Origin of the sequence: Methylobacterium sp. BE186 (assembly GCF_031457035.1) — a bacterium.
Classification (GTDB): domain Bacteria; phylum Pseudomonadota; class Alphaproteobacteria; order Rhizobiales; family Beijerinckiaceae; genus Methylobacterium; species Methylobacterium segetis.
In genome coordinates this window covers 70,317-83,001 of the sequence record NZ_JAVDVV010000008.1, presented here as the reverse complement: position 1 = coordinate 83,001, position 12,685 = coordinate 70,317, and the positions used below count along the sequence as shown (strand labels likewise).

10 protein-coding genes and 1 tRNA gene are annotated in these 12,685 nt (G+C 68.3%); all 11 read right to left on the bottom strand.

The annotated features are described in order from the left end of the window. Window positions 1-99 precede the first annotated feature (99 nt). The 11 genes from rpoB to tuf all read right to left on the bottom strand — a co-directional run bounded on the left by rpoB (window position 100) and on the right by tuf (window position 12,682). A complete protein-coding gene (gene rpoB / locus J2X36_RS11100) occupies window positions 100-4,227 on the bottom strand; it encodes a DNA-directed RNA polymerase subunit beta (protein WP_310349674.1) in 4,128 nt (1,375 codons plus the stop codon). Window positions 4,228-4,474: 247 nt separating this feature from the next. After that, window positions 4,475-4,852: a 50S ribosomal protein L7/L12 gene (rplL, locus tag J2X36_RS11095; RefSeq protein ID WP_132255857.1), complete on the bottom strand. Its 378-nt coding sequence runs from the start codon at window positions 4,850-4,852 to the stop codon at window positions 4,475-4,477. Window positions 4,853-4,912: 60 nt separating this feature from the next. Then, the gene (gene rplJ, locus J2X36_RS11090) at window positions 4,913-5,431 is read right to left on the bottom strand and encodes a 50S ribosomal protein L10 (RefSeq protein ID WP_132255858.1); all 519 of its coding nucleotides are present in this window, start codon (window positions 5,429-5,431) and stop codon (window positions 4,913-4,915) included. Window positions 5,432-6,061: 630 nt separating this feature from the next. After that, a complete protein-coding gene (locus J2X36_RS11085) occupies window positions 6,062-7,690 on the bottom strand; it encodes a B12-binding domain-containing radical SAM protein (RefSeq protein ID WP_132255859.1) in 1,629 nt (542 codons plus the stop codon). A 223-nt stretch (window positions 7,691-7,913) separates the two neighbouring features. Continuing rightward, window positions 7,914-8,612: a 50S ribosomal protein L1 gene (gene rplA, locus J2X36_RS11080; RefSeq protein WP_132255860.1), complete on the bottom strand. Its 699-nt coding sequence runs from the start codon at window positions 8,610-8,612 to the stop codon at window positions 7,914-7,916. Window positions 8,613-8,624: 12 nt separating this feature from the next. Then, window positions 8,625-9,074: a 50S ribosomal protein L11 gene (rplK, locus tag J2X36_RS11075; protein ID WP_109895603.1), complete on the bottom strand. Its 450-nt coding sequence runs from the start codon at window positions 9,072-9,074 to the stop codon at window positions 8,625-8,627. Window positions 9,075-9,224: 150 nt separating this feature from the next. Continuing rightward, window positions 9,225-9,758: a transcription termination/antitermination protein NusG gene (gene nusG / locus J2X36_RS11070; RefSeq protein ID WP_109896990.1), complete on the bottom strand. Its 534-nt coding sequence runs from the start codon at window positions 9,756-9,758 to the stop codon at window positions 9,225-9,227. A 65-nt stretch (window positions 9,759-9,823) separates the two neighbouring features. Continuing rightward, window positions 9,824-10,120 (bottom strand): preprotein translocase subunit SecE, encoded by a 297-nt coding sequence (gene secE, locus J2X36_RS11065; protein WP_132255862.1) that lies wholly within the window; start codon window positions 10,118-10,120, stop codon window positions 9,824-9,826. A 173-nt stretch (window positions 10,121-10,293) separates the two neighbouring features. Beyond that, window positions 10,294-10,370: transfer RNA gene (locus tag J2X36_RS11060), tRNA-Trp, on the bottom strand. A gap of 65 nt (window positions 10,371-10,435) precedes the next feature. Then, window positions 10,436-11,326 (bottom strand): DUF1444 family protein, encoded by an 891-nt coding sequence (locus tag J2X36_RS11055; RefSeq protein WP_310349665.1) that lies wholly within the window; start codon window positions 11,324-11,326, stop codon window positions 10,436-10,438. Window positions 11,327-11,491: 165 nt separating this feature from the next. After that, window positions 11,492-12,682 carry an elongation factor Tu gene (gene tuf, locus J2X36_RS11050; protein WP_310349662.1) on the bottom strand — a complete coding sequence of 397 codons (1,191 nt, stop codon included), beginning with the start codon at window positions 12,680-12,682 and terminating at the stop codon, window positions 11,492-11,494. Window positions 12,683-12,685: the final 3 nt, after the last annotated feature.

The window sequence follows — 12,685 nt, the reverse complement described above, 5'->3', positions numbered from 1 at the left end:
CGCTCGGACCGTGCCGGTCTCGCCGGCACGGGAGGTGTCGTGGACCGTGCCCGACTCGGGCCGTGCCCTCCTTGGGCCGTGCCCTCCTTGGGCCGTGCCCTACTCGGCGGCGTCCGCCGGCGGCTCGATCTGGTCGTTGGCCGCGTCGCGCTTCGAGGAGGTGAGCTCGACGTTGAGGCCGAGCGAGCGCATCTCCTTGACGAGCACGTTGAACGATTCGGGGATGCCCGCCTCGAACGTGTCGTCCCCGCGGACGATCGCCTCGTAGACCTTGGTGCGGCCGGCCACGTCGTCCGACTTCACCGTGAGCATCTCCTGCAGCGTGTAGGCCGCGCCGTAGGCCTCCAGCGCCCAGACCTCCATCTCGCCGAAGCGCTGGCCGCCGAACTGCGCCTTGCCGCCGAGCGGCTGCTGAGTCACCAGCGAGTAGGGGCCGATCGAGCGGGCGTGGATCTTGTCGTCCACGAGGTGGTGCAGCTTCAGCATGTAGATGTAGCCCATCGTCACCTTGCGGTCGAAAGGCTCGCCCGTGCGCCCGTCATAGAGGGTCGACTGGCCGGACCGGTCGAGACCGGCCATCTCCAGCATCGCCTCGATGTCGGCCTCCTTGGCGCCGTTGAAGACCGGGGTCGCCATCGGCACGCCGCGCCGGAGGTTGTGGCCGACCTCCGCCAGATCCTCGTCGGACAGGCCCTCGAGCTCGGAGGGCGAGTAGATGCTCTTCATCTCCTCGCGCAGGGGCTCGATGTCCTGGCTCTTGAGGTAGGCGTCGACCGCCTTGGCCACCTTGCGGCCCAGGCCCGCGGCGGCCCAGCCCAGATGCGTCTCCAGGATCTGGCCGACATTCATGCGGCTCGGCACGCCGAGCGGGTTCAGCACTATGTCGGCATGCGTCCCGTCCTCCAGGAATGGCATGTCCTCGATCGGCACGATGCGCGACACGACGCCCTTGTTGCCGTGGCGGCCGGCCATCTTGTCGCCGGGCTGGATCTTGCGCTTCACCGCCACGAAGACCTTGACCATCTTCATGACGCCGGGCGGAAGCTCGTCGCCCCGCTGCAGCTTCTCGACCTTGTCGAGGAAGCGCTGCTCGAGGCGCTTCTTCGACTCGTCGTACTGCTTCTGCATCGCCTCCATCTCGGTCATGAGACGGTCGTCGATGACGGCGAATTGCCACCATTGCGAGCGCGGGTAGTCGGTCAGCCCCTCGCGGGTGAGGGTGGTGTCCTTCTTGAAGCCCTTCGGCCCCGCGATCGGCGACTGGCCGATCAGGACGTCGGCGAGGCGCGCGTAGGTGTTGCGGTCGAGGATGGCCTGCTCGTCGTCCCGGTCCTTGGCGAGGCGCTCGATCTCCTCGCGCTCGATGGCCTGGGCGCGCTCGTCCTTGTCGACGCCGTGCCGGTTGAACACCCGCACCTCGACGATGGTGCCGGTGACGCCCGGGGGCACGCGCAGCGAGGTGTCGCGGACGTCCGAGGCCTTCTCGCCGAAGATGGCGCGCAGGAGCTTCTCCTCCGGCGTCATCGGGCTCTCGCCCTTCGGCGTGATCTTGCCGACGAGGATGTCGCCCGCATGGACCTCGGCGCCGATATAGACGATGCCGGCCTCGTCGAGGTTCTTGAGCGCCTCCTCCGAGACGTTCGGGATGTCGCGGGTGATCTCCTCCGGCCCGAGCTTGGTGTCGCGGGCCATCACCTCGAATTCCTCGATGTGGATCGAGGTGAACACGTCATCCTTCACGATCCGCTCGGAGAGCAGGATCGAGTCCTCGAAGTTGTAGCCGTTCCAGGGCATGAACGCGACGAGCACGTTCCGGCCGAGCGCGAGCTCGCCGAACTCGGTGGACGGGCCGTCGGCGATGATCTCGCCCTTCCGGACCGGCTCGCCGACGCGCACCAGCGGCTTCTGCGTGATGCAGGTCGACTGGTTGGAGCGCTGGAACTTCTGCAGGCGGTAGATGTCGACGCCGGGCTTCGTCGCGTCCGTCTCCTCGGTGGCGCGGATGACGATGCGGGTGGCGTCCACCTGATCGACGATGCCGGCGCGGCGCGCGGCGATGGCCGCACCCGAATCGCGGGCGACGACGGCCTCCATGCCGGTGCCGACGAAGGGCGCGTCGGCGCGCACCAGCGGCACCGCCTGGCGCTGCATGTTCGAGCCCATCAGGGCGCGGTTGGCGTCGTCGTTCTCGAGGAACGGGATCAGGGCGGCGGCGACCGAGACGAGCTGCTTCGGGCTCACGTCCATGAGGTCGACGCGCTCGGGCCCGACGACGATGACCTCGCCGGCGCGGCGGCAGACCACGAGGTCCTCCGTCAGCTTGCGGTTCTCGTCCATCACGGCGTTGGCCTGCGCGACGTAGTACTTCGCCTCCTCCATGGCGGAGAGGTAGGCGACCTCGTCGGTGACGACCCCGTCCTTCACGCGGCGGAAAGGCGTCTCGATGAAGCCGTACTTGTTCACCCGCGCGAAGGTGGCGAGCGAGTTGATCAGGCCGATATTCGGGCCTTCCGGCGTCTCGATCGGGCAGATGCGGCCGTAATGCGTCGGGTGCACGTCGCGCACCTCGAAGCCCGCGCGCTCGCGGGTCAGGCCGCCCGGGCCGAGCGCCGAGAGGCGGCGCTTGTGCGTCACCTCGGAGAGCGGGTTCGTCTGGTCCATGAACTGCGAGAGCTGCGAGGAGCCGAAGAACTCGCGCACGGCGGCGGCCGCGGGCTTGGCGTTGATCAGGTCCTGCGGCATCACGGTGTCGATGTCGACGGACGACATCCGCTCCTTGATGGCGCGCTCCATGCGCAGGAGGCCCAGCCGGTACTGGTTCTCCATGAGCTCGCCGACCGAGCGCACCCGGCGGTTGCCGAGGTGGTCGATGTCGTCGATCTCGCCCTTGCCGTCGCGGAGATCCACGAGCGCCTTGACGACCGCGAGCATGTCCTCCTTGCGGAGCGTGCGCACGGTGTCGGCGGCGTCGAGGTCGAGGCGCATGTTCATCTTCACGCGGCCGACCGCGGAGAGGTCGTAGCGCTCGGCGTCGAAGAACAGCGAGTGGAACATCGCCTCCGCGGTGTCGAGCGTCGGCGGCTCGCCGGGGCGCATGACGCGGTAGATGTCGAACAGCGCGCCCTCGCGGGCCGAGTTCTTGTCGACGGCGAGCGTGTTGCGGATGTAGGGGCCGACATTGACGTGGTCGATGTCGAGCACGGGCAGCTCGGTGACGCCGACATCCTCCAGACTCTTGAGCAGCTTGTCGGAGATCTCGTCGCCCGCCTCGGCCCAGATCTCGCCCGTCTTCCGGTTGACGAGGTCCTCGGCGATGTACTGGCCGACGAGGTCCTCGTCGGTCGCCTTGAGGAACTTGGTGCCCTTCTCGCCGATCAGGCGCGCGTTGCGGGCGTTGAGCTTCTTGCCCGCCTCCAGCACCACCTCGCCGGACTCGGCGTCGACGAGGTCGACGGTCGCCTTGAAGCCCTTCAGGCGGTCGGCGTCGAACGGCACGCGCCAATCCGCCCCGTCACGGACGTAGCTGACCTGGTTGTAGAAGGTCGCGAGGATCTCCTCGCCGTCGAGGCCGAGCGCGAACAGCAGCGAGGTGACCGGCAGCTTCCGCTTCCGGTCGATGCGCACGTACACGATGTCCTTGGCGTCGAACTCGACGTCGAGCCACGAGCCCCGGTAGGGGATGATGCGGGCGGCGAACAGGAGCTTGCCCGAGGAATGGGTCTTGCCCTTGTCGTGGTCGAAGAACACGCCCGGCGAGCGGTGCATCTGGGAGACGATGACGCGCTCGGTGCCGTTGACGATGAAGGTGCCGTTCTCCGTCATCAGGGGCATGTCGCCCATGTAGACGTCCTGCTCCTTGATGTCCTTGACGGACTTGGCGCCGGTGTCGGGATCCACGTCGAACACGATCAGCCGCAGCGTCACCTTCAGCGGGGCCGCGAAGGTGATGCCGCGCTGGCGGCACTCGTCGACGTCGTATTTCGGGGCCTCGAACGTGTACTTCACGAATTCGAGCAGCGCCGTCGACGAGAAGTCGGAGATCGGGAACACCGACTTGAAGACGCTCTGCAGGCCCTCGTCGCCCCGGCCGCCCTCCGGCTCGTCGACCATCAGGAACTGGTCGTAGGACGCCTTCTGGACCTCGATGAGGTTCGGCATCTCGGCGACTTCCCGGATTTTGCCGAAGAACTTGCGAATGCGCTTGCGACCGACCAGCGTATTGGCCATGTGACCTCGCTCCACCATCTTCCGCGTCCTGGTTGCCCGGGGAAAGCCTCGCTTCCCGCGCCGGGCCGTGACGCGCGCCCCGCCGGACCGCGCCACCCGAACTGAATTCCTGCCGGGCCGTTTCAGGACCCACCGGTCGCCCGAAGCGACCTTAGCCCGCGGGTGGGGTCACCCGCGGGCTCGGTCGCGGAAGGCCGGATCCGGCCTTCCGCGCGTGAGGACGGGCCGGAGACGGCCCATCGGGGTCTTACTTGAGCTCGACCTTGGCGCCGGCCTTCTCGAGCTGGGCCTTGATCTTCTCGGCCTCGTCCTTGGCCACCGACTCCTTGACGGGCTTCGGCGCGCCCTCGACGAGGTCCTTCGCCTCCTTGAGGCCGAGGCCGGTGATCGCGCGGACCTCCTTGATGACCTCGATCTTCTTGTCGCCGGCCGAGGCGAGCACGACCGTGAACTCGGTCTGCTCCTCGACGGGGGCGGCGGCGGCACCGCCAGCCGGGCCGGCGGCCACGGCGACGGCGGCGGCAGCCGAGACGCCCCACTTCTCTTCGAGCATCTTGGCGAGGTCGGCGGCCTCGAGGACGGTCAGCGACGAGAGGTCGTCGACGAGCTTGGCAAGATCAGCCATGTTTGAGTTCCCTTACGATATCGGTTTGAACGGTTGGTTTTGAAAGGGGTGAACCGACCCTCAGGCCGCTTCGTCCTTCTTGGCATAGGCTCCGAACACGCGGGCGAGCTTGGCCGCCGGCGCGTTGACGACCTGGGCGATCTTGGTCGCGGGAGCCTGCACGAGGCCCACGATCTTGGCGCGCAATTCGTCGAGGGACGGGAGCGAGGCGAGGGCCTTCACGCCGTCCGGGTTCAGAGCGGTCGTACCCATGGCGCCGCCGAGGATCACGAGCTTGTCGTTACCCTTGGCGAAATCCACCGCCACCTTGGCGGCCGCGACCGGATCGCTCGAATAGGCGAGCAGGGTCGGACCCTTCAGGAGGGGCTTGATGGAGGCGACGTCCGTGCCATCGAGAGCGATGTTGGCGAGGCGGTTCTTGGCGACCTTCACGGTGGCGCCGGCCTGCTTCATCTGCGAACGCAGCTTCTGCATCTCGGCGACCGTGAGGCCCTTGTAGTGGGCCACGACGACGACGGCGGTGTCGCTGAACACCCCGTTGAGCGTCGAGACGAGATCAGCTTTTGCTGTCCGGTCCACTGGGGCTCTCTCCGGTTGGCGGAACCCGGGTTCGGGTCCGCCGGTTGCACTTGCCGCCCGGGACGGATCTCGGCCATTTTCACAGCCGGAACGTCCACGGACGACGCTTCACGGCCCTGTCCCCCGGCGCCCGCCCGGATGGGCGGCCGACGTGGGTTGAGAAGGTTCAAACCGATGCCTCCTCCGCCCGCGAGGCGGCCGGACGAGGGTCTTGGAATTCGGTCTTCCCCGTCTGTGCAGGCTGGGGGATTAAGCCGGTCGCCCGGCGCCTGCAGTCTCGGACAGGACATGGCCGGACACGGCCCTGAGGAGGTTTCACGCCCCGCAGGTCCTTCCGGCCATCGCCGCCCGGTCACCCAGGCGGCATCTCGAACGGAACCGGCCGATCGGACGGCTCCCATACCTCAACGTGAATTCGTGGAGCGCGGTGTATAGAGCCTAGCAAGCCGCCTGCCAAGACCTCACGCGCGACATTTCCGTCGCAGGCAAGCGTTCCGCGCCCGGTCCCGGGCGGCGGCCTGCCGCGTCCTCGCCTCTTGCCCGGCCCTTCGGCCTCGCCCCTCGGCCCCGCCCGAGCCCCGAACGCGCGCTCGTCCACCCCCCCGGGCCCGGAATGCGCCCCCTCCCCCGTCAGGTCGGCAGGAAGCGGCGCGCGGCCTGCCACCAGGGGCGGTTGCGGTCCCGCTCCCGCTGCTCGGCCTTGGCCGCGTAGAAGGAGGCGTTGTGCTCGCCGCGCAGCGCCTCGCGGGTGAAGCGAATCAGGTGGTGGGCGACGAAGCCCATGTTGAACACCGCCTCGATCTGCCCCTTGCGCAGGGCGTGGACCGCCGCCTGCCAGAAGGGCCGCCGGTAATCCGAGAGGATGCCGACGCGGGTGATGATGTTGAAGCCGAGGATCAGGCCGCGCCGCAGGTTCGTGACGGTCAGCTTGCCCTTGGTCGGCGTGACGATGCGATTTCCGTAGGTGACGTCGCACTGGTGCTTGAAGCGCTCGAAGATCTTCTCCGGCGCGTAGGCGTGGCTGATCGCCCGCCGCCAGCTCGCCACCACGTCGTCGTGGGGCCGCTTGAACAGCACGTTCGACTCGAGCGCCGCGTCGTGGACGAGGCGGTTCTCCCGCTCCAGCCGGTCCCAGAGAGGGGTCTTGGGCAGGGCCTGGAGCAGGTTGATGGTCAGGACCGGGATCGCCGAGCGGTCGATGAACTCGATCAGGTTGTCCTCGGACTTGTCGGTGTCCGAGTCGAGGCCGAGGATGATGCCCGAGGTCACCTCCAGCCCGTAGCTGTTCAGCGTCTCGATCGCCTCGTACATCGGCACGGCGGCGTTGTGCTTCTTGTCGATCCCCGCGAGCGCCTCCTCCTCCGGCGTCTCGATGCCGACGAAGACGGTCATGAAGTTCGCCTGCCGCATCAGCTCGAGGATCTCGGGCTGCTTGGCCATGTTGAGCGTCGCCTCGCAGGCGAATTGCAGCGGGTAATCGTTCCGCTTCTGCCAGTCCACGAGGTGGGGGAGCATGTCCCGCGTCGCCTTGCGGTTGCCGATGAAATTGTCGTCGACGAAGTAGACCACGGCCGGGTGGCCGGGCTGGGCGATGATGGCGTCGAGCTCGGCGCACATCTGCTCGGGGCTCTTGAGCCGGGGCTGGCGCCCGTAGAGCTGCGGGATGTCGCAGAACTCGCAGCGATACGGGCAGCCCGACGAGAATTGCAGCGAGCCGATCAGGTAGCGCTTGAGCGGCACCGCCTCGTAGGCGGGGGCCGGGAAATCGGCGAGCGCCAGCCGGTCGAGGGTCTCGAGGCGGACCTGCTCGGGCGGGCGCGCCAGGTCCCGGTCGAGGATGCCGACCAAACGGTCGGTGGCGTCGCCGATCTCGCCGAGATGCAGGTAGTCGAAATCGGGGTACTTCTCGGGCGAGCCCGAGACCGAGGGGCCGCCGAGGACGGTGACCTTGCCGGCCGCGTGCGCCCGGGCGTTGATCTCGTGGATCTGCGGCGCCTGGATGTGCATGCCGGAGACGAAGACGGCGTCGGCCCAGGCGAATTCCTCAGGGGTGGCCCGACGGATGTTCTCGTCGATGAACCGGCACTCCCAGCTCTCCGGCATGTAGGCCGCGATCAGCAGGAGCCCCTGGGGCGGCATGAACGCCTTCACGCCCCCCATCAGGGGATAGGCGTGTGAGAAGGTGCCGAAGGAGGGCGTGTAGGCGGGGAAGACGCAGAGGATGCGTCGGCGGGACGAGACCGTGAGGGAGCATCGCATGGCCCCGTATCTAGCACAGGCTGGGCCGATGGCGCCCCCTCCTCGCGCCGATGTGCAGGCCGTTTTCGCCGGGACACGGTGCCGCTCGCGCCGCCCGGCCCCTGGATGATCGCGATCTACGCCGCGGGGCGTCGAAACGTGATCGCGCATGCGTGCGCCCGACACGAAAAACGCCCGGCCGTTTCCGGCCGGGCGCGTCCCGAATCGGTCCGGTTGTGCCGGATCAGGCCGTGAGCACGCTCGACGGCTCGACCTTCACGCCCGGGCCCATCGTCGAGGTGACGGCGATGCGCTGGATGTAGGTGCCCTTGGCCCCCGTCGGCTTGGCCTTGGCCACCGCATCCGCGAAGGCCTTGATGTTCTCGACGAGCTTCTGCGCGTCGAAGGACACCTTGCCGACGCCGGCATGGACGATGCCCGCCTTCTCGACGCGGAACTCGACCGAGCCGCCCTTGGCGCCCGCGACGGCGCTCTTCACGTCCATCGTGACGGTGCCGACCTTCGGGTTCGGCATCAGGCCGCGCGGGCCCAGCACCTTGCCGAGACGGCCGACGAGCGGCATCAGGTCCGGGGTCGCGATGCAGCGGTCGAACTCGATCTTGCCGCCCTGGACGATCTCGAGGAGGTCCTCGGCGCCCACGATGTCGGCGCCCGCCGCCTTGGCCTCGTCGGCCTTGGCGCCGCGGGCGAAGACCGCCACGCGGACCGTGCGGCCGGAGCCGTTCGGCAGGTTGCAGACGCCGCGGACCATCTGGTCGGCGTGGCGCGGGTCGACGCCGAGATTCATCGAGACCTCGACGGTCTCGTCGAACTTGGCGTTGGCCTTGGCCTTCACGAGCTCGATCGCCTCGTCGAGGCCGTAGAGCTTCTGCGGCTCGATGCCCTCGCGGGCGGCGCGGATGCGCTTACCTTCACGTGCCATGCTGCCCTCCCCTTACGCGACGACGTCGAGGCCCATGGCCCGCGCGGAGCCACGGATCATCGCGACGGCGGCGTCGACCGAGTCGCAGTTCAGGTCGGGCATCTTCCTCTCCGCGATCTCGCGGAGCTGGGCCTCGGTGACCTTGCCGACCTTCGGGCCCTTGCCCGGGGTCTTGGAGCCGGAGGCCGGCTTCTTGCCGAGCTTCAAGCCCGCTGCCTTCTTCAGGAAAAAGGTGACCGGGGGCTGCTTCATCTCGAAGGTGAAGGACCGGTCCTGATACGCGGTGATGATCACCGGGATCGGGGTGCCCTTCTCCATCTGCGCGGTCTTCGCGTTGAAGGCCTTGCAGAATTCCATGATGTTGAGGCCGCGCTGACCGAGCGCGGGGCCGATCGGCGGCGACGGGTTGGCGGCGCCGGCCGGGACCTGAAGCTTCACGTAGCCCGTGATCTTCTTCGCCATGGGACTGCTCCCAAATGTTGCCCGCGGCCGGGCTGCCTGGGGCACCGGCGGGACGGGCGGTTGCAGGTCGCGGTGCGGCCCGTGGCTCCCGGCGGCGAACCGGGCGGACCTCCCGCGGATGATCGGGCGGCCGGAGCCGGCCCGCTACGGTCAGGCCTTCTCGACCTGCGCGTATTCGAGTTCTACCGGGGTGGCGCGCCCGAAGATCGAGACGGCGACCTTGAGGCGGGAGCGGCTCTCGTCGATCTCCTCGACGGTGCCGTTGAAGCTGGCGAAGGGGCCGTCGGCGACGCGCACCGTCTCGCCGATCTCGAAGGAGATCGAGGGCTTCGGCCGGTCGACGCCCTCGGCGACCTGGCCCTTGATGCGCTCGGCCTCGGCGTCCGGGATCGGCACCGGCTTCGACTTGTCGGCGCCGAGGAAGCCCGTGACCTTGGGCGTGTTCTTGATCAGGTGGTAGACCTCGTCCGTGAGGTCGCACTTCACCAGCACGTAGCCGGGGAAGAACTTGCGCTCGGCGTCGACCTTCCGGCCCCGCCGGACTTCCGTGACCTTCTCGGTCGGCACCATCACCTCGTCGAAGAGGTCGGTCAGCCCGCGCTGGGCCGCCTGGTCCTTGATGGACTGGGCGACCTTGTTCTCGAAGTTCGAGTAGGCGTGGACGATGTACCAGCGCTTCGACACGGTTCTCATCAACTCCGGACGTCCGCGGACCCCGTGATGCGGGGCCCGGAATTCTGCTTCAGGCGTCAGACCCCGAGGATCACGCCGACGAGGTAGCGCAGGGCCTGATCCACCACGGTGAAGAACAGGCTCGCGGCGACCACCATGATGAACACCATGACGGTCGTGATGGTGGTCTCCTTGCGGGACGGCCACGTGACCTTGCGGCCCTCGTCGCGGACCTGCTGGATGAATTCCAGCGGGCCCGTGCGCTTCGGCGCGGGCCGCGCCGGGGGCGTCTGGCGCGGCGGCGTCGGCGTCGACGATCCGCGCGGTGTGCCACGCGTCAGGTCCATCTTCTTCGTCGCTTCGTTCGATGCCATGGCGCCGTAACCGGGGAGACTCGTGTCCGGGAAAGAGGAGGCGCGGCGCCTTGGGCTCTGGGGAAGCCCGCACCGACGGCCATCATCGATCTCGGAGTGCGCCCGCTCTAGCGCAAGTCCGCCGCCTTGTCGACAGGCAGCGACCGTGCAGGTGGCAGGCTGGCGAAGGGGACTGGCAGGAGTGGAGGGACTCGAACCCGCAACCTCCGGTTTTGGAGACCGGCGCTCTGACCAGTTGAGCTACACTCCTAGGCGCCACGCTCCATGCCCCATCGCAGGCCGCCGCGCAAGGGGGGCGACCGGGCCCGCGGGGCCTCAACGCCCGTGGTCGGCGAGTTCGGCAGCGGTCAGGGGGCGGAGGCCTGCTGGGTCGGAGTGGAACAGCTCGTCGCTGCGGCTGTAGGGTCCCTTGTGGAAGGAGGCGCGGACGACCTTGGCGATCCGTGCCCGGGCTTCGCTGTCGGGGGTCCACGCGATGATGAACTCGCGCGTCGGGGCGGCCACGATGATCCCGGGCGTACCGAGCGCCTTCCGGACGCGCTCCATGAAGCCGGGCAGCAGCAGGCGGCTCGCGGCGTAGCCGTCCTCGGTCGCGGAGGTGGCGAAGCGCCCGGTGGCGCCCGTCGGCGATGCCTCGATCGAGACCTGCCTCGCCTCGGCCTCGGAATTGCGTCGGGCTGGCTCGTCGAGCACCCCGGCCTCGATGCCCCAGGCCGTCAGCATCGGCATCGTGATCAACTGGTAGCGGTTCGGCTCGTCGAGGGCGTAGGCGACAAGCAGCCGCTTCGAGAAGGGCCGGGTCACGAGGTCGGGGGTCCGCGTGGCGTAATCGGGCGGGACGAGCTGGATGCGCAGCCGGGCCCGCGCCGCCGCGAAGGGCTCCGTCCGGGCGGGCGGGGGCGAATCCTTCGGGTAGGGCCCGCCCGGCATCGTGCGCGTCAGGAACGCCAGGATGCGGCGCTGCCGCTCGGCCTCGCTCCTGCCGCGCAGGTCGCCGTGGAGATTGCCGAGGTAGAGCGTGTAGGCCTCGACATGGACCTGCTCCGGGTCGTCGTCGGTCGAGATCGTCGCCGCGGGGTACAGGCCGCGGAGGATCGTGACGATCTCGTCGCGGAAGCGTCCGTCCTTCAGGTCGTCGGCGCGGGTCGGGGACGGGCAGGCGAGCAGGGCTCCGTATCCCAGCAGGGCTCGGCGCGTCGGCTGCATCGGAGGGCCTCGTCGCGGGCGAAGTCCGTCCGGAAGACGATTTCGCCCGGCCATCGTCAAGACGAGGGCCGGGCGAAGCTTGGGTCTTCACGATCTTGTCAGGTCGCCGTCCATCGTTCTGCGGACTTTCGATTGCAAAACCAGGCGATCTGGCGACCGGAAGCTTTACTCGTTGATGGCTGCGACGACGCCTGCGCCGACGGTTCGGCCGCCCTCGCGGATGGCGAAGCGCAGCTTCTCCTCCATGGCGACGGGCACGATCAGCGCGACGTCCATGGTCACGTTGTCGCCCGGCATCACCATCTCGGTGCCCTCCGGCAGGGTGCACACGCCCGTCACGTCCGTGGTGCGGAAGTAGAATTGCGGGCGGTAGTTGGTGAAGAACGGCGTGTGGCGCCCGCCCTCCTCCTTGGTCAGGATGTAGGCCTCGGCCTTGAACTTGGTGTGCGGCTTCACCGAACCCGGCTTGCACACGACCTGGCCGCGCTCCACGTCCTCGCGCTTGGTGCCGCGCAGCAGCACGCCGACGTTGTCGCCCGCCTGGCCCTGGTCGAGCAGCTTGCGGAACATCTCGACGCCGGTCACCGTGGTGGTCTGGGTGGCGCGGATGCCCACGATCTCCACCGTCTCGCCGACCTTGATGATGCCGCGCTCCACCCGACCCGTCACCACCGTGCCGCGGCCCGAGATCGAGAACACGTCCTCGATCGGCATCAGGAACGGCATGTCGATCGGACGCTCCGGCTGCGGGATGTAGCTGTCGACCGTCGCCATCAGCGCCAGCACCGCCTCCTTGCCGATCTTGGGCTCCTTGTCCTCCAGCGCCATCAGCGCCGAGCCCTTGGTGATCGGGATGTCGTCGCCGGGGAAGTCGTACTTCGAGAGAAGCTCGCGCACCTCAAGCTCCACCAGCTCGAGAAGCTCCTCGTCGTCGACCATGTCGACCTTGTTGAGGAACACCACCAGCGCCGGCACGCCGACCTGGCGGGCCAGCAGGATGTGCTCGCGCGTCTGCGGCATCGGGCCGTCGGCGGCCGAGACCACCAGGATGGCGCCGTCCATCTGGGCGGCACCCGTGATCATGTTCTTCACGTAATCCGCGTGGCCGGGGCAGTCGACGTGCGCGTAGTGCCGGTTCGTGGTCTCGTACTCCACGTGCGCCGTCGAGATCGTGATGCCGCGCGCCTTCTCCTCCGGCGCCTTGTCGATCTGGTCGTAGGCCGTGAAGGTCGCCCCGCCCGACTCCGCCAGAACCTTCGTGATCGCCGCCGTCAGGGACGTCTTGCCATGGTCGACGTGGCCGATCGTCCCAATGTTGCAGTGCGGCTTCGTGCGCGAAAACTTCTCTTTGGCCATCGT

Excerpts from the sequence above, each read along its gene's own strand:
- rpoB (WP_310349674.1), bottom strand. The coding sequence starts at position 4,227 with ATGGCCAATACGCTGGTCGGTCGCAAGCGCATTCGCAAGTTCTTCGGC.
- rplL (WP_132255857.1), bottom strand. The coding sequence starts at position 4,852 with ATGGCTGATCTTGCCAAGCTCGTCGACGACCTCTCGTCGCTGACCGTC.
- J2X36_RS11085 (WP_132255859.1), bottom strand. The coding sequence starts at position 7,690 with ATGCGATGCTCCCTCACGGTCTCGTCCCGCCGACGCATCCTCTGCGTC.
- rplA (WP_132255860.1), bottom strand. The coding sequence starts at position 8,612 with ATGGCACGTGAAGGTAAGCGCATCCGCGCCGCCCGCGAGGGCATCGAG.
- rplK (WP_109895603.1), bottom strand. The coding sequence starts at position 9,074 with ATGGCGAAGAAGATCACGGGCTACGTGAAGCTTCAGGTCCCGGCCGGC.
- secE (WP_132255862.1), bottom strand. The coding sequence starts at position 10,120 with ATGGCATCGAACGAAGCGACGAAGAAGATGGACCTGACGCGTGGCACA.
- J2X36_RS11055 (WP_310349665.1), bottom strand. The coding sequence starts at position 11,326 with ATGCAGCCGACGCGCCGAGCCCTGCTGGGATACGGAGCCCTGCTCGCC.
- tuf (WP_310349662.1), bottom strand. The coding sequence starts at position 12,682 with ATGGCCAAAGAGAAGTTTTCGCGCACGAAGCCGCACTGCAACATTGGG.